This window comes from Pseudarthrobacter sp. S3, from assembly GCF_050156905.1.
Taxonomy (GTDB): Bacteria; Actinomycetota; Actinomycetes; order Actinomycetales; family Micrococcaceae; genus Arthrobacter.
The window spans coordinates 662423-680572 of record NZ_CP189583.1; the positions used below are offsets into that span (position 1 = coordinate 662423).

The 18150-nt window shown below is 65.6% G+C and carries 19 protein-coding genes; 9 read left to right on the forward strand and 10 right to left on the reverse strand.

What is annotated here, in order from left to right:
• Positions 1-88 precede the first annotated feature (88 nt).
• Together mmsB and ACQCSV_RS03300 are read left to right on the forward strand one after the other, a co-directional pair.
• Entirely contained in the window at positions 89-1003 is a 915-nt protein-coding gene (gene mmsB / locus ACQCSV_RS03295; RefSeq protein ID WP_354155350.1) for a 3-hydroxyisobutyrate dehydrogenase, read from the forward strand.
• A gap of 64 nt (positions 1004-1067) precedes the next feature.
• Entirely contained in the window at positions 1068-1844 is a 777-nt protein-coding gene (locus ACQCSV_RS03300; protein ID WP_354155349.1) for an enoyl-CoA hydratase, read from the forward strand.
• Between the two features lie 5 nt (positions 1845-1849).
• Here ACQCSV_RS03300 and ACQCSV_RS03305 read toward each other — a convergent pair whose 3' ends face one another.
• Positions 1850-2359 (reverse strand): MarR family transcriptional regulator, encoded by a 510-nt coding sequence (locus ACQCSV_RS03305; protein WP_354155348.1) that lies wholly within the window; start codon positions 2357-2359, stop codon positions 1850-1852.
• 2 nt (positions 2360-2361) lie between these two features.
• Entirely contained in the window at positions 2362-4089 is a 1728-nt protein-coding gene (locus tag ACQCSV_RS03310; RefSeq protein ID WP_354155347.1) for an AMP-binding protein, read from the reverse strand.
• Positions 4090-4253: 164 nt separating this feature from the next.
• Here ACQCSV_RS03310 and ACQCSV_RS03315 point away from each other — a divergent pair, with 164 nt between their 5' ends.
• Positions 4254-5387: an acyl-CoA dehydrogenase family protein gene (locus ACQCSV_RS03315; protein ID WP_354155433.1), complete on the forward strand. Its 1134-nt coding sequence runs from the start codon at positions 4254-4256 to the stop codon at positions 5385-5387.
• An 81-nt stretch (positions 5388-5468) separates the two neighbouring features.
• Here ACQCSV_RS03315 and ACQCSV_RS03320 read toward each other — a convergent pair whose 3' ends face one another.
• The 3 genes from ACQCSV_RS03320 to ACQCSV_RS03330 all read right to left on the reverse strand — a co-directional run bounded on the left by ACQCSV_RS03320 (position 5469) and on the right by ACQCSV_RS03330 (position 7737).
• Entirely contained in the window at positions 5469-5672 is a 204-nt protein-coding gene (locus ACQCSV_RS03320) for a cold-shock protein (RefSeq protein WP_013599688.1), read from the reverse strand.
• 170 nt (positions 5673-5842) lie between these two features.
• On the reverse strand, positions 5843-6469 hold the full coding sequence (locus ACQCSV_RS03325) for a response regulator transcription factor (RefSeq protein ID WP_354155346.1): 627 nt from the start codon (positions 6467-6469) through the stop codon (positions 5843-5845).
• Entirely contained in the window at positions 6466-7737 is a 1272-nt protein-coding gene (locus tag ACQCSV_RS03330) for a sensor histidine kinase (protein WP_426939151.1), read from the reverse strand. Before ACQCSV_RS03330 ends, ACQCSV_RS03325 begins: the two co-directional genes overlap by 4 nt.
• A 250-nt stretch (positions 7738-7987) precedes the next feature.
• On the opposite strand from ACQCSV_RS03330, the gene ACQCSV_RS03335 reads away from it, so the two are divergent.
• Positions 7988-8569 (forward strand): heme-binding protein, encoded by a 582-nt coding sequence (locus ACQCSV_RS03335; protein WP_354155344.1) that lies wholly within the window; start codon positions 7988-7990, stop codon positions 8567-8569.
• A 10-nt stretch (positions 8570-8579) separates the two neighbouring features.
• Positions 8580-9293: an ankyrin repeat domain-containing protein gene (locus tag ACQCSV_RS03340; RefSeq protein ID WP_426939152.1), complete on the forward strand. Its 714-nt coding sequence runs from the start codon at positions 8580-8582 to the stop codon at positions 9291-9293.
• 80 nt (positions 9294-9373) lie between these two features.
• On the opposite strand, the gene ACQCSV_RS03345 is transcribed toward ACQCSV_RS03340, so the two are convergent.
• From ACQCSV_RS03345 to ACQCSV_RS03355, 3 genes are all read right to left on the reverse strand, one after another.
• Positions 9374-10570 carry an acetyl-CoA acetyltransferase gene (locus tag ACQCSV_RS03345; RefSeq protein WP_426939153.1) on the reverse strand — a complete coding sequence of 399 codons (1197 nt, stop codon included), beginning with the start codon at positions 10568-10570 and terminating at the stop codon, positions 9374-9376.
• On the reverse strand, positions 10567-11289 hold the full coding sequence (locus ACQCSV_RS03350; RefSeq protein ID WP_426939154.1) for a CoA transferase subunit B: 723 nt from the start codon (positions 11287-11289) through the stop codon (positions 10567-10569). The genes ACQCSV_RS03345 and ACQCSV_RS03350 overlap by 4 nt, the downstream gene beginning before the upstream one ends.
• 77 nt (positions 11290-11366) lie before the next feature.
• Complete coding sequence (locus tag ACQCSV_RS03355; protein ID WP_354155340.1) at positions 11367-12086, reverse strand: CoA transferase subunit A; 720 nt, start codon at positions 12084-12086, stop codon at positions 11367-11369.
• A 199-nt stretch (positions 12087-12285) separates the two neighbouring features.
• On the opposite strand from ACQCSV_RS03355, the gene ACQCSV_RS03360 reads away from it, so the two are divergent.
• Positions 12286-13056 carry an IclR family transcriptional regulator gene (locus ACQCSV_RS03360; RefSeq protein ID WP_354155339.1) on the forward strand — a complete coding sequence of 257 codons (771 nt, stop codon included), beginning with the start codon at positions 12286-12288 and terminating at the stop codon, positions 13054-13056.
• Positions 13057-13097: 41 nt separating this feature from the next.
• On the opposite strand, the gene nadE is transcribed toward ACQCSV_RS03360, so the two are convergent.
• A complete protein-coding gene (nadE, locus tag ACQCSV_RS03365; protein WP_185262419.1) occupies positions 13098-13919 on the reverse strand; it encodes an ammonia-dependent NAD(+) synthetase in 822 nt (273 codons plus the stop codon).
• 121 nt (positions 13920-14040) lie between these two features.
• A complete protein-coding gene (locus ACQCSV_RS03370; protein WP_426939155.1) occupies positions 14041-15063 on the reverse strand; it encodes a LacI family DNA-binding transcriptional regulator in 1023 nt (340 codons plus the stop codon).
• Positions 15064-15279: 216 nt separating this feature from the next.
• On the opposite strand from ACQCSV_RS03370, the gene ACQCSV_RS03375 reads away from it, so the two are divergent.
• From ACQCSV_RS03375 to ACQCSV_RS03385, 3 genes are all read left to right on the forward strand, one after another.
• Positions 15280-16140 (forward strand): sugar phosphate isomerase/epimerase family protein, encoded by an 861-nt coding sequence (locus ACQCSV_RS03375; RefSeq protein WP_354155337.1) that lies wholly within the window; start codon positions 15280-15282, stop codon positions 16138-16140.
• On the forward strand, positions 16137-17150 hold the full coding sequence (locus ACQCSV_RS03380) for a Gfo/Idh/MocA family oxidoreductase (RefSeq protein WP_354155336.1): 1014 nt from the start codon (positions 16137-16139) through the stop codon (positions 17148-17150). The genes ACQCSV_RS03375 and ACQCSV_RS03380 overlap by 4 nt, the downstream gene beginning before the upstream one ends.
• A 101-nt stretch (positions 17151-17251) precedes the next feature.
• Positions 17252-18124, forward strand: coding sequence for a sugar phosphate isomerase/epimerase family protein (locus tag ACQCSV_RS03385; RefSeq protein WP_426939156.1), 873 nt, complete (start codon positions 17252-17254; stop codon positions 18122-18124).
• The last annotated feature ends 26 nt before the right edge of the window (positions 18125-18150 follow it).

The window sequence follows — 18150 nt, forward strand, 5'->3', positions numbered from 1 at the left end:
GCTGCACGAGGTGCACGCGACGGACGTGGAACGGTTCTTCGCGCCGCTGGGGACCGGGAGCTCAACCTGCACACAAAGGAGCCGGACAATGCCTGAACAGACCACCGTCGCTTTCCTGGGCCTGGGCCACATGGGCGGGCCCATGGCAGTGAACCTGGTCCGTGCCGGCTACACCGTGGCCGGCTTCGACGTGGTCCCCGCCGCCCTGTACGCCGCCCAAACCCACGGCGTCCCCACAGCGCCCAGTCCGCTGGACGCCATCGCCGGTGCCGACGTTGTGCTGACCATGTTCCCCAGCGGCCAGCACGTGCTGGACGCCTACCGCGGCGCGGAAGGACAGCCGGGCCTGCTCGCCGAAGCCAAGCCGGGCACTATGTTCCTGGACTGCTCCACCATCAACGTTGACGAGGCGCGGCAAGCCTCCGCGCTCGCCATTGCGGCCGGCCACCGTGCAGTGGACGCGCCGGTCTCCGGCGGTGTGGTGGGTGCCGAAGCCGGCACGCTGACCTTCATGGTGGGCGGCGAGGAGACGGACTTCGAGGCCGTGCGGCCGCTGCTCGAGGTGATGGGTCAACGGGTGGTCCACTGCGGCGGGCACGGCGGCGGCCAGGCTGCCAAGATCTGCAACAACCTCATCCTGGGGGTCTCCATGATCGCGGTCAGCGAGGCCTTTGTGCTGGGTGAAAAGCTGGGCCTAACGCACCAGGCGCTGTTCGACGTCGCCTCCAACGCTTCCGGTCAATGCTGGGCCCTGACCACCAACTGCCCTGTTCCGGGGCCGGTCCCCACCAGCCCCGCCAACCGTGACTACCAGCCCGGCTTCGCAGGGGCACTGATGGCCAAGGACCTGCGACTGGCGCTGAATGCGCTGGAAAGTACGGGGGTGGCCGCCCGGCTCGGACCGCTCGCCTCGGAAATCTACGATACGTTTGCCGCTGAAGGCGGAGCCGGCCGGGACTTCTCCGGAATTATCACGGATATCCGCGACAAATCGCAGCAGTAGCACCATCTGCGGCAGCGGCAACGCTCGCAGCACGCAACATCCACGAACAGCTGAAAGGTCAAGCATGACGGAATACACGAACATCCTGGTGGAACAGCGCGGCCGGGTAGGGCTGGTCACGCTCAACCGGCCGGAGGCGCTCAACGCCCTGGACAAGGCCACCATGAACCAGCTCGTGGCCGCCGTCACCGCCATGGACGCCGACCCCGGCGTGGGCGCGGTGGTGGTCACCGGCTCGGGCAAGGCGTTCGCCGCCGGGGCCGACATCAAGGAAATGGCCTCGCAGGGCTACATGGACATGTACGCCGCCGACTGGTTCCGGGGCTGGGAGGACTTCACACGGCTGCGGATCCCTGTCATCGCGGCGGTGTCCGGCTTCGCGCTGGGCGGCGGCTGCGAGCTGGCCATGATGTGCGATTTCATCATCGCCGGGGACAACGCCAAGTTCGGCCAGCCGGAGATCAACCTCGGCGTGCTGCCGGGCATGGGCGGTTCGCAGCGGCTCACCCGGGCCGTGGGCAAGGCCAAAGCCATGGACATGATCCTCACCGGGCGCTTCATCGGCGCCGAGGAAGCGGAACGCTCGGGCCTTGTCTCGCGCGTGGTACCTGCCTCGGATGTAGTGGAGGAGGCCCTGAAGGCCGCGGAGGTCATCGCGTCCAAATCCAAGCCCGTGGCGATGCTCGCGAAGGAAGCCGTCAACGCCGCCTTTGAAACGGGACTCGCCCAGGGTGTCCTGTTCGAACGCCGGATCTTCCACTCGCTCTTCGCCAGCGAGGACCAGAAAGAAGGCATGGCAGCCTTCACGGAGAAACGCCAGCCCGGGTTCAACCACCGCTGACGGGATTAGCCGTCCGTAAAGTCCCCGGCGTTCCGGCGGAAGGTGCCCAGGATGCCGATCAGCTGGTCCACATCGGCCGCGTCAAACCCTGACTGGCCAAACACCTCGGTGTTGAGCACCGCCGTCGCGCGTTTGGCCACGGTCCGCCCCTCCGTGGTGAGCTCGATCAGCGTGGTACGCCCGTCTGTAGGATGCGGCGAACGGGCCACCAGTCCCGAGCCTTCCAAACGGTCGACGGCGTTGGTCACCGAGGTGGGATGGACCTGGAGCAGGGCGCTCGCCTTGTTCATGGGCAGCGCGCCGCTGCGGGCGAAGCTGAGGAGTGCGAGCAGCTCGTAGCGGGCGAAGGTCAGCCCGAACGGCTTCAGGGCGCCCTCGATCCGGGCCAGCAGGATCTGTTGGGTGCGCATGATGGCGGTGATCGCGGCCATGGGAGCGGCGACGTCGGCCCATCCGTGCTCTTCCCAGTTCCGTTGGGCGTCGGCGATGGGGTCCCGGGGCAGTGGCGCGGCCATCCTCAGCCTTTCAGCCCAGGGAAATCCGCCTCGGAGTACTCCACGCCGAAGCCGTCAGGATGGGTGACCCCGCCGTGCCGGAGTTGCTCATTGTGCCGCAGCTCCACACGGCGGATTTTGCCCGAGATGGTCTTGGGCAACGCCGCGAATTCCAGCCGCCGGATCCGCTTGAACGGCGCCAGGTGTTCGCGGCAGTACCGCAGGATGTCCTCCGCCAGCTCCGGCCCCGGTTCCAGCCCGGACACCAGGACAACGTAGGCCTTCGGGACGGAGAGCTTGAGCGCATCCGGCGACGGAACCACTGCCGCTTCGGCCACGGCCGGGTGCTCCAGCAGCACGCTCTCCAGTTCGAACGGCGAGAGCCGGTAGTCGGAAGATTTGAAGACGTCGTCGTCACGGCCCACGTAGGTGATGACGCCCTGTATATCCCGGCTGGCCATGTCGCCCGTGTGATAGTAACCGCCGCGGAACGCCTCAGCGGTCCGTTCCGCGTCACCGTAGTAGCCCTTCATCAGCCCCACCGGCCGGGGGTCCAGGCGGAGGCACAGCTCGCCGTCGTCGGCTTCTTCCCCGGTGGTCGGGTCCACCAGCACCACGTCGAAGCCGGGAAGCGGCCGCCCCATGGCGCCTACGGTGACCGGCTGGCTCGGCGTGTTTGCCACCTGGACAGTGGTTTCGGTCTGGCCGAAGCCGTCACGGATGGTCTGGCCCCACGCGCGCTGGACCTGTTCGATCACTTCAGCGTTCAGCGGTTCGCCCGCGGAGACCACCTTGGTGGGCGGGGACTTCAGCACTTTCAGGTCCGCTTGGATTAGCATCCGCCAGACCGTGGGCGGGGCACAGAAGCTGGTGACACGCTCGCGGTCCATCTGCTCCATCAGAGCGCGGGCGTCGAACCGTTCGTAGTTGTAGACAAAAACGCACGCCTCCGCGATCCACGGGGCGAAGAAATTGGACCACGCGTGTTTGCCCCAGCCCGGCGACGCCACATTCAGGTGCACGTCACCAGGTTCCAGGCCAATCCAATACATCGTGGAGAGGTGCCCCACCGGGTACGACGTGTGGGTGTGCTCCACCAGCTTGGCCTTCGACGTGGTTCCGGAGGTGAAATACAGCAGCAGCGTCTCGTCAGCCTGGGTGGGGGCATCGGCCGTGAAGGTGACTGCCGTCGTCGTCGAATCCCTGTACTGGAGGGCCCCGGGGGTGCCGGCTGAACCGACACCGGCGCCGATTTCGATCAGGCGGTAATCGCCGGGGACGCCGGCAAACTTACCGATGTTGGAACGCCCGACGGCGGCCCAGCCCGCCTCGCCGCGCTCCACGCGTTCGGCCAGGTCCTCTGGTCCCATCAGGGTGGTGGTGGGAATCAGGACAATGCCCAGCTTGATGCCGGCCAGCATCAGCTCCCAGAGCTCCACCTGGTTGCCCAGCATGATGATCATGCGGTCCCCGCGGCGCATGCCTTGGCTTCGCAGCCAGTTGGCCACCTGGTTCGAACGGGCGGCCAGGTCCGTGAAACTTCTGCGGGTGGCCGAGCCGTCCTGCTCCACGATGACCAGAGCCGGATTATTGGCCTTCTCAGGATCAGCGGCGATCTGATCGAACCAGTCCAGGGCAAAGTTGAATTCCGTGAACTGCGGCCACACGAACTCGCGCCTGGCCTGGTGGTAGTCGGACTGGAGGGCCAGCAGGCGGTCGCGTGCCTCGCGGAAGTCATCGGTGACTGACATGGGGGGACACCTTTCGTCCAGTGATGCGCATCACTAAGAATCCATCCCTGTGCAATATACTAGGACATCCAAGGGTTTGGAAGACCGAAGGGATATGAAGCGTGCAGCCACAAGGACGTGAGCGTGTTGTGATCGAAGCCCTGCCCTTTCCCGAGGCGGACCTGATGCACATCGTGGACCTCCTGCCCGCGGCCGAACGCGTGCGCTACCTGGAGATCCGGGTGTTCCTGCAGTCCACGGTGCGCCAGGCATCCATCGGCTACTGGAACCGCGAGGAATTCCCGTTCGGGTTGCTGGCGGAAATGGGCAAGCACGGGCTGGGCAGGCTGCAGACGGACGGCACATCCAAGCTCTTCAAGGGCCTGATGTACGTCGAAGTCGCCAGGGCGGACGTTTCGCTGTCGGCCCTGGTAGGGATCCACAACGAACTGATTGTGGGGATGATCGACGCCCTCGGCTCTGAGGAACAGAAGCAGCGCTGGCTGCCTGGCCTGGAGAACTTTACCCAACTCGGCGCCTTCGCCCTGACCGAACCCGATCACGGCTCTGATATCGCCGGCGGGCTGGAAACATCCGCGCGGCTCGAGGACGGCGAGTGGGTGATCAATGGCGCCAAACGCTGGATAGGCTCCGGGACCATCGCGGACTTTGCCCTGGTGTGGGCGCGCGACGCTGCGGACGGGCACATCAAGGGCTTCATTGTGGAGACGGACCGCGCTGGCTACCGGGCAACCAAGATTGCCAACAAGATCGGCCTGCGGATCATGCAGAACGCGGACATCGTGCTGGACAACGTCAGGATTCCGGCGTCCAACATGCTGCCGGGCGCCACCGACTTCTCCAAAGCCAACGAGCTCCTGCGGGATTCGCGTGCCTGGGTTGGCTGGCAGGGTGCCGGGATCCAACTGGCCGCGTTCGACGTCGCCCGTTCCTACTCACTGGAACGCAGGCAATTCGGCAAGGAACTGGCATGCTTCCAGCTGGTCCAGCAGCAACTGGCGGAGATCCTGGGCAACGCCTCCGCGTCACTGGCGTTGATGGCCCAGCTCGCCCGGATCCAGACGGATGGCAAGCTGGAAATGGCGCAGGCGGCTATGGCAAAGTCCACGTGCACCCGGCTGGCCCGAGCGTCGGTGGCGATGGGACGGTCGCTGCTGGGCGGCAACGGAATCAGCTCGGACTATGAAATGGGCAAGCTGTTTGGTGATGCCGAAATCCTCTATACCTATGAGGGCAGCTACGAAATCAACTCGCTGATTGTGGGCCGGGCCGTCACCGGAAAATCGGCTTTCGTCTAGAAATTCACGGGTCATGGGGAGCTTAACAAAAAACTGCCCTGGCCATGCTTTGCAGCACGGACAGGGCAGTTGATCAGAACCTTAGAGCGGGCGAATGTTCTCTGCCTGCGGGCCCTTGGGACCTTGGGTCACATCGAATTCGACTTTCTGGTTCTCATCCAGCGAGCGGTAGCCGCTGCTGGCGATTGCCGAGTAGTGCGCGAAAACATCGGCGGATCCGTCGTCCGGAGCGATGAAGCCAAAGCCCTTTTCAGCGTTGAACCATTTAACTGTGCCTGTTGCCATTGCTAACTTCCTTTGTAACCCTTTTCTGGTCCTGCTCGGACGGCAGGCAGACGCGGAGTCTGTAGTCCGCTGTCTCAAACCTAGGGGCTGCGCGGTGGGCGTGCAATAGCTGCAGTCATCAATTGTCACTGCTGTTACTGAAGTGGTACCCGGGAATTACGTGGTCCGGGCTAGCGCATACCCTCCCGGCGGATGGCCGTGGCGATGGCCGCGGCGCGGGTTTCCACCCCGAGCTTGGCGTAGATATGCGCCAGATGGGTCTTGACCGTAGCCTCGGAAATGAAGAGCCGCTGGCCCAGCTCCCGGTTGCTGAGCCCCTCGGTCAGGAGGCTTAGCAGCTCAGCTTCCCGGGGCGTCAGGACCTCGTCGGGATTGCGCAGCTGCTGGAAGAGCCGGGAGGCCACCGGGGCGCTCATCACGCTTTTCCCCTGCATGGCACCGCGGATGGCGGCAAAGATTTCGTCCGGGGCGGCGTCCTTGAGGAGGTAGCCCATGGCGCCTGCGTCCACGGCCCGGACAATGTCCGCGTCCGAATCGTACGTGGTGAACACCAGGATGGCCTGCCGGCTGTTGCGCTGGCGCAGCTGCTTGATGGCCTCGATCCCGTCCATTCCGGCGCCCATGGCCAGATCCATCACCACCACGGCAGGGGAGTGCTGTTCCACCAGCCCCAGGGCATCCTCGCCGGAGGCGGCCTCGGCCACCACGTCAAAGTCAGGCTGCGTGCCCAGTAGCGCCTTGAGCCCGCTCCGGACCACCAAATGGTCGTCCACCAGGAGGACGGTGATGCCGGTCATGCGTCGTCCCGGGTGCTCTGCTGCCCTGGTGGCACTGACTGCACCCGAACCGGTACTTGTGCGGCCACAATGGTCCCATCGCCGAGGGTGCTTTCAACCGAGAATACGCCGCCCAGCTGCTCCACACGCTGGCGCATGGCCCGCAGTCCGTATCCCCCGGCGTCCGACGGCGGTGCTGCCGCCGACGGGTCAAAGCCTGTTCCGTCGTCGTAGATATCAAGGGTGACCGAATCAGGAAGGAACCCCAGCGTCAGGGTTGTGGTGGTCGCGTGCGCGTGCTGCTGGATGTTCGCGGCCGCGCTTTGGACCACCCGCAACAAGGCGTGCCGGACTTCCGGAGGAACGTCCCCCGGCTCGCCGGTGACCAGGAGCCGGGCGTGCGGGACGTACTGGGCGGCCGCTTGGTGCAGGGCCTCGGGAAGCGGCGACGCGTCAAGGCCCGGGGCGGCGAGCTCGTGGACCAGGCTGCGGGTCTCGGAAAGGTTCCGGCGCAGCAGCTCCGTAGCCTGGCTGAGCTCCTGGCGCGATGCCTGGCCCGGCCACGAACGGCCAGCGGCCTCCAGGAGCAGCAGGCTGCTGGCCAGGCCCTGCGTCACGGTGTCGTGGATCTCCTGCGATATCCGTTCGCGTTCGGCGATGGTGCCGGCCCGGCGCTCGCTGGCCGCCAGCTGCCCCTGTGCCAGCGAAACCTCGGCATGGAGGCGCCGCTGTTCCGCGGCATCGTGCTCGATCCGGTCATGGATCAGCGTCAGCATCACGCCGACGGCGAGCGGTCCCAGCAGCATCGCGAGGTCCGTCCCGTCGCTGAGCCGGAACAGCCCGACGGCGGTGGCGGCCGCCGTTGCGCCCGCCGCCACGTAGCCTACAGCGCCCGTAAAGGCGGTGCGGCACAGGAAGAAAATCGCAAAGGAACACCAGCCAAAGCTGGGTGCGGCAATGACCAGCGCAGCCCAGACGGCCACAAACGCGAGCATCCAGAGCGCCCACGGGCGTCTCTGCCGGGCAAGTGCAGCGATCACGGCGTACAGGGCGCACACCGCTCCTGCCAGGCCGAGGACCAGGAGGTTGTCCGGCAGGCTGTGCCGCATGACATAGCGGACGGCCGACGCGACGAGCAGGACCGCGAAGCCCAAGTGGACGGCGGCGTCGATCCGGCCGAACCGGCCGAACCGGCCGGCTGCCGAGGCAGGCTCGGCAGGGAGGGAGGATCCGGTGGTCGGTGGGGATCCGGCTGTCAGGGTTTTGCGGGGAGTGGCTGGGGAGGGCATGGGGTCCGGTTCAGGTCAGGAGTGTTCCTATCCCATGCTATTGCCCGTGCCGCTACTGGTCTCTCAGTCTTTTGGCTGATGCCGCTGGCCTTTCGGGGGAGCCCGGCACAGCCGAAGGCCCGATGTTTGTTCCGGCTGGCCTGGACAGGATGGATGGAGCCGATGCCCATGAGGGCATTTCCGCCAACGTGGGCCCCATTCCGCCAACGTGGGTCCATCAACACGCGTCCATCAACCCAAGGAGATCACCGTGAAGAAGTCCAACAAGATTGCCGCCGCTGCCGCCGCCGGAGCTTTGCTGCTCACCGGAGGGCTGACCGTTGCAGCCAATGCCGGGACCAGCCAAGTGGCCGCCCCTGCCGCCGTACCCGCCGTCGACATCCCGCAGGCGCCGGAAACTGTCGTGGCGCAGAACCGCATCGCTGTGGGCGCCTCTTCCGACGCAGTCCGGGCAGCCCTCGCCAAATGCCAGGCGGACAAGCTGCCGTTCGTCACGGTGGCACTGGTGGACAGGTTCGGCACCGTCCAGGCGCTCCTGCGCGGCGACAACGCCGCCGAGCACACGATCGAAGCAGCCAAGCAGAAGGCCTACACCGCCGCCGCGTTCGGTGCGCCGACCAGTGAGCTGGCCAAGCGCGTCAACGGCAACGGGCCCAGCATTGCGGACCTCCCCGGCACCCTGTTCCTCGCCGGTGGCGTCCCGCTTAAGGTGAACGGTGTGTCCGTGGCAGGCATCGGAGTGGGCGGCGCCCCCGACGGGAATCTGGACGAGGCCTGCGCCACAGCCGGCGCCGAGGCTATCGCCGCGCTGGCAGCCAGCCCGGCCAAGTAGGCTCGGCTCCATGAGGCGGTTCAGGACTTGGCGCCGGGCACGCAGGGCCGCGGCGGTACTCACGCTCGCGGCTGGGGTTGCATTGTGCCTGGCCGCCTGCCAGGCGGGTCCCGGTGAGCCGCAGCGGCTGGAGGCGCCGCCGTCGTACGTCCTGGTCAACCCGGGCAGCCAGCAACCATCCGGACCGTCCACACCGGCAGCCACCACGGCGCCAGTGCTGTCCGGCGAGGCACAGGCACAGCTTGACCAGGAACTGGTCGCCGCGGCGAAGGCGAACAACGTGGCGCTGGTCGGCGAGCTCATTGGCCGCGGCGGCAATGTGAACGCCAAGGACGCAATCCAGGATTCCGCGTTCCTCTATGCCGGAGCCGAGGGATTCAACGACGTTCTCCGGCTGACGCTGGGGGCCGGAGCGGACGTTGCCAGCACCAACCGGTATGGCGGGACTGCGCTGATTCCCGCGAGCGAGCACGGCCACGTGGAGACGGTCCGCATCCTCCTGGCCGCCAGGGTGCCCGTGAACCATGTGAACAGCCTCGGCTGGACCGCCATGCAGGAGGCCATCCTGCTCAACAACGGCGGGCCCCGGCAGCAGGACGTGGTCCGGCTGCTCTTGGAGGCCGGCGGGGACCCGAACATCCGGGATCCCCAAGGCCGGACCGCCCGGGAGAACGCCGAACGCCTGGGCTTTGTGGAGATCGCCAACCTGATTCGGACAGGCTAGCCCCCTGTAAATCCAACGCGGGGTCACATTTGGCCCGATAATCTGGTCTGCAAGGGCGTAATGTGACCCCGCGTTGCTTCTTAGACGGCCTCGAGGATGCTGACGTAGTTGGCGATGCCTACGCCGCCCATGTTCTGGACTGCGGCACGGCGCGGGTTGGCCAGCTGCATCGCTCCTGCCGTGCCGGTGAGCTGCATGGCGGCGATGACGTGCTGGGAGACGCCGGTGGCGCCGACGGGGTGGCCTTTGGCCTTGAGCCCGCCCGAGACGTTGACCGGCAGCTTGCCGTCCTTGAAGACCCAGCCTTCCCCGATGGCGCGGGCGCCCTGGCCCGGCTCGGTCAGTCCCATGGCCTCGTACATCAGCAGCTCGGCAATGGTGAAGCAGTCGTGAACCTCGGCGAAGTCCAGGTCTTCAAGCCCGACGCCGGCCATCCCCAGCGCGCGCTGCCAGGACACCCGGGTGGCAGCGAAGGCGGTGGGGTCCCGCCGTTCGGCCGGAAAGAAGTCGTTCGCGTGGCCAAAACCGGCGAGCCTTACCGGCTGAGCCACTCCGCCGGTTGGTGAGACGGAGAGTACAACGGCGGCGGCGCCGTCGGATACGGGGGAGCAGTCGGTGCGGCGCAGGGGATCGGCCACCATGGGGTTCTTGTCCGAAATGGTGCGGCAGAACTCCTCACCGAGGTCCTTGCGGAGCTGGGCGTAGGGGTTGTCCACGCCGTTGCGGTGGTTCTTGGCCGCGATGGAGCCAAGCACGTCACCCAGCTTTCCGTCGCCGCGGCCATAGCGCTTGTCGTAGTGCTTGGCGACGTCCGCGAACAGGCCTGTAAAGCCGGTGGTAGACGTCTGGCCGGCCATGTCGTAGTCAGCGCCCAGCAGGGCGGCCCCCACAACGTCGGCACCGGCGTGGGTCATTTTCTCGGCGCCGATCACCAGGACGGTTTTGGCAGTACCGGCCAACAGGGCTTTAGTACCCTGCTGGAACGCCGCGGAGCCGGAGGCGCAGGCGTTCTCCACTCGGGTGGCCGCGACGTTGGCCAGGTCCGGCGAGACCTGCAGCGCCAGGGACGACGGGAAGGCCAGCGGCATCATGCCGGAGTTGAACTGGCCCAGGTAGATCTCGTCGATCAGGCCAGCCTCGATCCCGGCGTTGCTGATGGCCGCGGTGGCCACCTGGACGATCAGGGATTCGAGGGTCTCGTCGGTGAGCTTGCCGAACCGGCTGTGACCCCAGCCGGTAAGCAGGACATCCTTGCCAAACTGTTCCTTCAGGCTCATGCCGTGGCTCCTTCCAGTGATGTTTCGTTCAATGTTGCTTCGTGCAGTGCCGCGTCCAGGGCGACGGTGAACGCGGCGTCGGTCTTTTCACGGATTTTCTCCACGGTGACCCCCGGCGCAAGGCGGGTCAGCGTGAGCTGCAGCCCGCCGTCGTCGTCTGCTTCTTGTTCGATTTTCACGATGTCAAAAACCGCGAGGTCGCTAATGATCCGGTCCACGCACCGCAGGCCCGTGAGTGGCAGGGTGCATTCGGTGACGATCTTCGCCGTGCCGTCCTTGGCGTTGTGCTCGGTCAGGACCACCACGCGCGGCGTTCCGGCAACGAGGTCCATGGCGCCGCCCATGCCCTTGACCATTTTTCCGGGGATGGTCCAGTTGGCGAGGTCGCCGTTGCCGGAGACCTGCATGGCGCCCAGGATGGCCACCTTGACGTGGCCGCCGCGGATCATGCCGAACGATGTGGGGGAGTCGAAGATGCTGCCGCCGGGCAGGACCGTGACGGTCTGCTTGCCGGCGTTGATGAGGTCGGCATCTTCCTCACCCTCATAGGGAAACGGACCCATGCCGAGCAGTCCGTTTTCGCTCTGCAGGATCACGCGGACTCCGTCGGGCAGGTTGTTGGCCACCAGCGTTGGGATGCCGATGCCCAGGTTCACGTAGTCGCCGTCGTTCAGTTCCTCGGCTGCGATGGCAGCCATTTCATCCCTGGTCCAGGCCATGGGTTCTCCTTGGGGCTCAAAGTTTTGTGGGGCTTATGTGTTCGTTCGCGCTGCGGGTTGGTTCAGGCTGTAGCCGTTCAGGCGGGGACTGGTGCCGCTTCCCGGGTGCGGACGGTGCGCTGTTCGATGTCCTTCACCCGGCCGCTCGCCTGGACCAGGTGCTGGACGTACACGCCCGGGGTGACAATATGGTTCGGATCCAGTGCGCCTGCCTCCACGATGACTTCCGCCTCGGCGATGGTTACCAGGCCTGCGGTGGCCACCACGGGGTTGAAGTTCCGGGCCGTGAAGCGGTAGATCAGGTTCCCCTCCGTGTCCGCGGTGTGGGCGTGGACCAAGGCGACGTCGGCGCGGATGGCGCGCTCCTGGACGTACGTTTCGCCGTCGAACTCTGCCAGCGGTTTTCCTTCCGCGACCAGCGTGCCCACGCCGGTTTTGGTGTAAAAGGCGGGGATCCCGGCGCCGCCGGCGCGAAGGCGCTCGGCCAGCGTGCCCTGCGGCGTGAACTCCACCTCAAGCAGGCCCGCGAGGTACTGCTCGGCGAAGAGTCTGTTCTCGCCGACATACGATGCGATCACTTTGCGGACCTGGCCGGCTTCGATCAGCACACCCAAGCCCTTGCCGTCAACGCCCATGTTGTTGGACACCACGGTCAGATCACGCACGCCGGAATCGCGCACGGCCTCGATGAGGTCGGCCGGGATGCCGCTCAGGCCAAAGCCGCCGACGGCGAGCGTCATGCCGTCCCGGATCACTTCGGCCAGGGCAGCGGCGGCGTTGGATTTCAGTTTGGACATTCCGTCTCCTCGTCATCGAGCGTGCAGAGCCGTTCGGGGTATCCACCTTGTGGACATAGGGCCTGAAGAAGGAGCCTAGGGCGCTCGCGAAAGTTGGTCAACGGTGTGGTTCGCCCAGCAGGGAAGATATTTCATAGCGTGGACGCTAAGCTTAGAGGTGTCCACATTGTGGAGGATTTCTTGAAATGTGGTGAGTGGAATGACAAATCCAGTCCAAGGGGCTCAAGTGGTGGGCCGCGTCGCCTCACTGCTCCGGCTTGTGGGCCGGAAGCCCGAGGGCAGCTCGATTTCCGGGCTGGTCCGGGAGTCGGGGCTGACCCGTCCCACCGTCCACCGGCTGCTGGCCTCCCTTGCCGCGGAGGGCCTACTGGACCACGATACCCACAGCGGAAACTGGATCCTGGGCCCGGAGATTTTCCTGCTGGGATCAGTGGCGGCGGCCCGCTTCCCGTTTGAAGACCTGGCCCGGCCAAGCCTTCGCCGGCTGGCGGAGGAGACCGGCGAGAGCGCCTTCTATTCCATCCGCAGGGGCCAGGAGACGGTCTGCGTGCTGCGGGAAGAGGGAAGCTTTCCGGTACGCTCCTTTGTGCTGCATGAGGGAGTCCGTTTTCCGCTGGGCGTGGCCTCGGCTGGGACGGCGATCATGGCGTTCCTCCCGGACGAGGAACAGGACGCCATCCTGTCCGGCTGGGACGGGCACGCCGGCGGTTTCGCAGCAGGCCACAGCCTGGACGTGCTCCGCCGGAATCTGGAACTGACCCGGCTGCATGGCTTTGCCGTGAATCCCGGCCTGGTGCTTGAAGGCAGCTGGGGCATGGGGGCTGCCGTGTTCGACCAGCTGGGCAGGCCGGTCGGTGCCCTTTCACTCACCGGGATCGAACCCCGGTTCCGGCCGGAACGGCAGGATCTCCTGGGCAAGTTGCTGATGGAGGAAGCCCACCGGATGACCAACAAACTGGGCGGCAGATAGTCCCGGGCTGCCGCCGCTGGCCGGAAGTGCCTCGGCTCAGCCTATTTCCACCATGTGTCGAAGATGGTGACAGGCACGGTGCGCTTGTGGCGCGTGCGGAGGTACTTCTGCTCGATCAGCTCAGCGGCCGCTTCGGGGATCTCCCGGCCTTCGAGGTAATCATCGATCTGGTCATAAGTCAGGCCCAGTTCGTCCTCGTCGGTACGTCCGGGCTTGCCGTCCAGGAGGTCGGCGGTGGGTACTTTTTCCCAAACACGGGCAGGGGCGCCCAGTTCGGCCAGCAGTTCGCGGTTCTGGCGTTTGTTGAGGCCGAACAGGGGCAGGATGTCCGCGCCGCCGTCGCCGAATTTCGTGAAGAACCCGGTGACGGACTCTGCGCCGTGGTCGGTGCCGATCACCAGGTAGTTGTGCTCGCCGGCCAGGGCGTACTGCGCGATCATCCGCGTGCGTGCCTTGGTGTTTCCCTTGTGGAAATCGGAGATGCCGTTCCCCACCGTTTTCTCGAATTCGTCCTCGAAGCCATCCACGGCGGCGGAGATGTTGAAGGTCCATTCCGTCTTGGCCTGGATGAAGTCCAGGGCGGCCTGGGCGTCGTCTTCGTCGTGCTGGATGCCATAGGGAAGGCGGACCGCCACGAAGTTGGCCTCCACGCCTTCGGCCTCAAGCTCCTCCACGGCCAGCTGGGCCAGCCTGCCGGCGAGGGAGGAGTCCAGCCCGCCCGAGATGCCCAGGACAAAGCCCTTCGTGTGGGTTGCCCGGAGGTAATCCTTCAGGAAATCCACCCGCTTGCGCACCTCCCCGAAGGGGTCGATCCGGGGCTGCACGCCCATTTCTTCGATGATGGTGGCCTGGAGTTCGCGCATGTGATCCAGCCTAGTCAGCGCTGTCAACAACGCTCAACTGTGTCCACCCAGACCACCAACGTTTCAGTGCGAACGGACACTGGGGCACTCCAGTGCGAACGGACGCTGGGGCACCCGGGGGCTACCGCGTTCCGGGTGCCGCGCCGGTTGAACCGCGGACGGTCAGGTGCGTGGGCATCAGCGAACGGCTGCGGCTGCCACCGCCCGCCGGTGGGTTGAGTTGGGCCAGGAGCATGGACACGGCCACGCGGCCAGCCTGTTCGATCGGCGATGTCATGGTGGTCAGCGGGGGATTGGAGAAGTCCGCGCCAAAGATGTCGTCGCAGCCCACCACGCTGATGTCCGCCGGAACCCGGATGCCGCGTTCGCGCAGCCGCTGGAGCATGCCGATGGCGATGAGGTCGTTGAAGGCAATACAGGCGGTGACGCCGGAGTGCACCGCAGCGTCGGCCGCCGCGGCACCTGATTGTGTCTTGGGGGCGAACGGGCCAAGCCTGCGCACGTCCACGCCGCGTTCCTCGGCGGCGGCGGCCAGTGCCGCCCAGCGAAGAGCGCTGGACTGGGATGTGAAGGGACCGGCCATGTAGGCGACGCGCGTGTGGCCGAGGGAAATCAGATGGTCCAGGGCCTGGCTGGTGGCGGACGGCGTGTCGATCACGACGGCGGGAACGCCCGCTACGTCGCGGTTGACGGCCACCAGGGGAATCTTGGCCGCAGCCGCCAACAGCGACTCATCATTGAGCCTGGACGCGGCGACGATGATTCCGTCGGCGCTCTTGCGCAGCTGCTCCATGGTGGAGGCCTCCACCTCGTCGGACTCTTCAGTGTCCACGAGCAGCTGGGTGTAGCCGGCAGCCTTGAGCTGCAGCTGGGTGCCCCGGATGAGGTCAAAGTAAAAGGGATTGGTGATGTCAGGCACCAGGACGCCGACGGCGCCGGTACGGCCGGAGCTCAGGGCCTTCGCCTGGCTGTTCGGCGTGTAGTTCAGCTCGGCGGCTGCCGCTTCGCGGCGGGCGCGCGTACGGATGTTTACCCGGTCCGGGGTGGACAGTGCGCGGGACACGGTGGAGGCGGCCACGCCGCAGATCGCGGCGATGTCGTGGATGGTGGCAGGGCGGTAGATTCCGGCCGCTTGCGTCGCCATGGCGCGCTCCTCACTGAACGGGGTGACAGGGGCTTGTGATGGTTGCCAACGCCCTGCAGCTCCTAGATTGCCACAGCATGCAATCATTTGGCAATCGGTTGTCATTAACAGGGGACGTGTCTAGACTAAAGCCAGCACTTTTTTGTGAATTGAGTCACCCGCGCGCCGGAGCGGTACCTAGGCTGTCCCGTCGCGGGCACACCCAAGGAGATTCCCGTGACCGAAACATCAACCGAAAAGACAAGGACGGCCTGGCAGCTCTCCGGATTCGGCGATGAGGTGGATCCGGACCCCGCCATCCAGGCTGCCGTCATGCTGGCACTGGGCGCGAGCTACATCGAAGTACGCAGCGCCTGGGGCGTCAACGTCTCCGAACTGACGCCTGAGCAGGTCTCCGAGCTCAAGGAACTCATGGACGCCAAGGGCCTGAAGGTCTCCGCCGTGGCCAGCCCCGTCGGCAAGGTGGACATCAGCCTGCCCGTGGAGCACGAGGTGGAGCGCCTCCGCCAGATCATCTCCGTGGCCAAGGGATTGGATACCAAGTACATCCGGATCTTCTCCTTCTACCGGAGTGAAACCCAGACGCCGGAAGAAATCCGCGACGACGTCATCACCCGCATGCGGGCACTGACCGCTGAAGCCGAAAGCGCCGGCGTCGTACTTTTGCACGAGAACGAAAAGGACATCTACGGCGATACGCCGCAGCGCGTCCTGGACATCATGGAGTCCGTCGACTCGCCGGCCCTGCGCGTCGCCTGGGACAACGCCAACTTCGTCCAGGTGGGCGTCCGGCCCTTCACCGACGGCTACGCCATGCTCCGCCCCTACCTCGAATACCTCCAGGTCAAGGACGCCATCATGGCCACCGGTGAGGTTGTGCCTTCCGGACAGGGCGACGGCGAACTGGACGCCACCATTGCCGCACTGAAGGCGGACGGTTACGCAGGCTTTGCCTCCCTTGAGCCGCACCTGGCCAGCCATCACGAACTGGGCGGCTTCTCCGGGCCGGTTGCCTTCGGCACCGCAGCCCGCGCCTTTGCGGGCCTTGCTGCCAAGAACGGAATCGAACTTTCGTGACCGGCCTCAAAGCCGCGGTCGTCGGCTGCGGTGACGTGTCCGCAGTCCACTTCGAGGCCATCGCAAAGCTCGACGGCGCGCGGCTGGCAGGGGTCTGTGACTCAGATCCCGGCCGCCTCGCGGCTGCCGTGGCCGCCTACGGCGTCCCGGGATTCCCTGATCATCTCAGCCTGATCGAGGCCGTGGGACCGGATGTTGTGCACGTTACGACCCCGCACAACACGCACGCCGCGATCGCGGCCGACTGCCTTGAACATGGCGTCAATGTGATTGTGGAAAAGCCGCTTGCACACACGCTCGAGGAAGGCCGCCGGCTCGTGGCGGCTGCAAAGGCGTCCAGTGCCAAGATCGGCGTCTGTTTCCAGAACCGGTACAACGCCACTGCGCAGGCCATGCATGCCCTGCTTTCTTCCGGCGAACTGGGCGCCGTAGTGGGGGCTTCGGCCACGGTGCTGTGGCACCGCGACGCCGACTACTACCGCAGCCGGCCGTGGCGCGGCACGTGGGCAGGTGGCGGCGGCGGGCTCATGATGAACCAGGCCATCCACACCGTTGACCTGTTGCAATGGCTGGTGGGTGACGTCGTTTCGTTGTCCGGCAACGCGGCCGCCAGGTTCCTGGGCGAAACCATCGAGGTGGAGGACACCGCGGAGTTCGTTGCCGAGCACGCCAACGGTGCACGCAGCGCCTTCTATGCCACGCTCGCCAACGCGGTAAATGCGCCGGTTACTTTGGACATCGTCACCGAAAAAGCGACTCTCAGCCTTCGCGGGGACCTGACCGTCACCTACGCGGACGGCCGCGTGGACGTGGTCGCCGAGCGTGTGGTGGGGTCCGGCGGACGCGCCTACTGGGGCGTCTCACACGAGCTTCTCATCAGCGACTTCTATGCCCGGCTCGGTGACCAGGGCTCGTTCTGGATCAACCCCGAAGAGGCCGAGAAGTCTCTGAAAATCGTCAAGGAGATTTACCGCCAGAGCTACCCGGACACGGCGGCGACAGTTACCTGAATAGCATGCGGCAAGCGGTTGAGCGCCTTAGGACGGTGCAGGCCGGACAGGCCGGCGTCTCCGCCTAAGGCCGGACCGAGATTTACTCAACAGCGAAAACCATGGAAGAAAAAGTGGCCAAGATTGGCGTACAGGCAATGATGCTGAAGGACAGCTTTACCGAAATCGGGGCGTTCGAAACGCTCCGTCAGGTCAGCGGCATCGGCTACAACGCCGTCGAGATCTCCCAGATCCCGATGACGCCGGAAAACGTCGCTGAGCTGGACCGCTCCCGCGGCGAACTGGGCATGGACATAGCGGCCCTGTCCGTAGCCATGGAAACCCCCAAGGGCCGGCCCGGCGACTCCCTGGCGGAGCATTTCGACAAGATTGTGGACGATGCCAAGCGGCTGGATTCGAAACTGCTGCGGATCGGCATGCTGCCGTTCCCCGCGATGAAGTCGATCGGCGCCGTCGTTGACTTCGCCAAGCAGGCCAACGAATACGCCGAACGGCTGCAGGAGCAGGTCCTGGGGCTGTATTACCACAATCATCACGTCGAGTTCGCGAAGTTCGACGGCAAACACATGCTGGACATCATCGCCGAGAACTCCCCGGCCATGGGTATGGAAATCGATGTGCACTGGGTACAGCGCGGCGCCCTGGACCCGGTCCGTACCCTCGAAAAGTACGCCGGCCGCACGGCCATGGTCCATCTGAAGGACTACCGCATCGGCGAACTGTCTGAGACCGCCTTCGGCCTGTTGGAGACCGGGGACGCGGCCGGATTCATGGCGGAGTTTAAGAGTGTCGTCCAGTTCGCCGAAGTGGGCGAAGGCAACCTCGACTTCGCCTCCATCATTCCGGCCGCGCAGGCTGCCGGCGCGCGGTACCTGCTGGTGGAGCAGGATGAACTCTATGGCCGCACGGTCTGGGAAGCGCTGCAGACCTCCTACGACAACCTGGTGGCCATGGGCCAGTCCGAACTCTTCTAACAAGTCCAACCAACGAAAAAGGACAG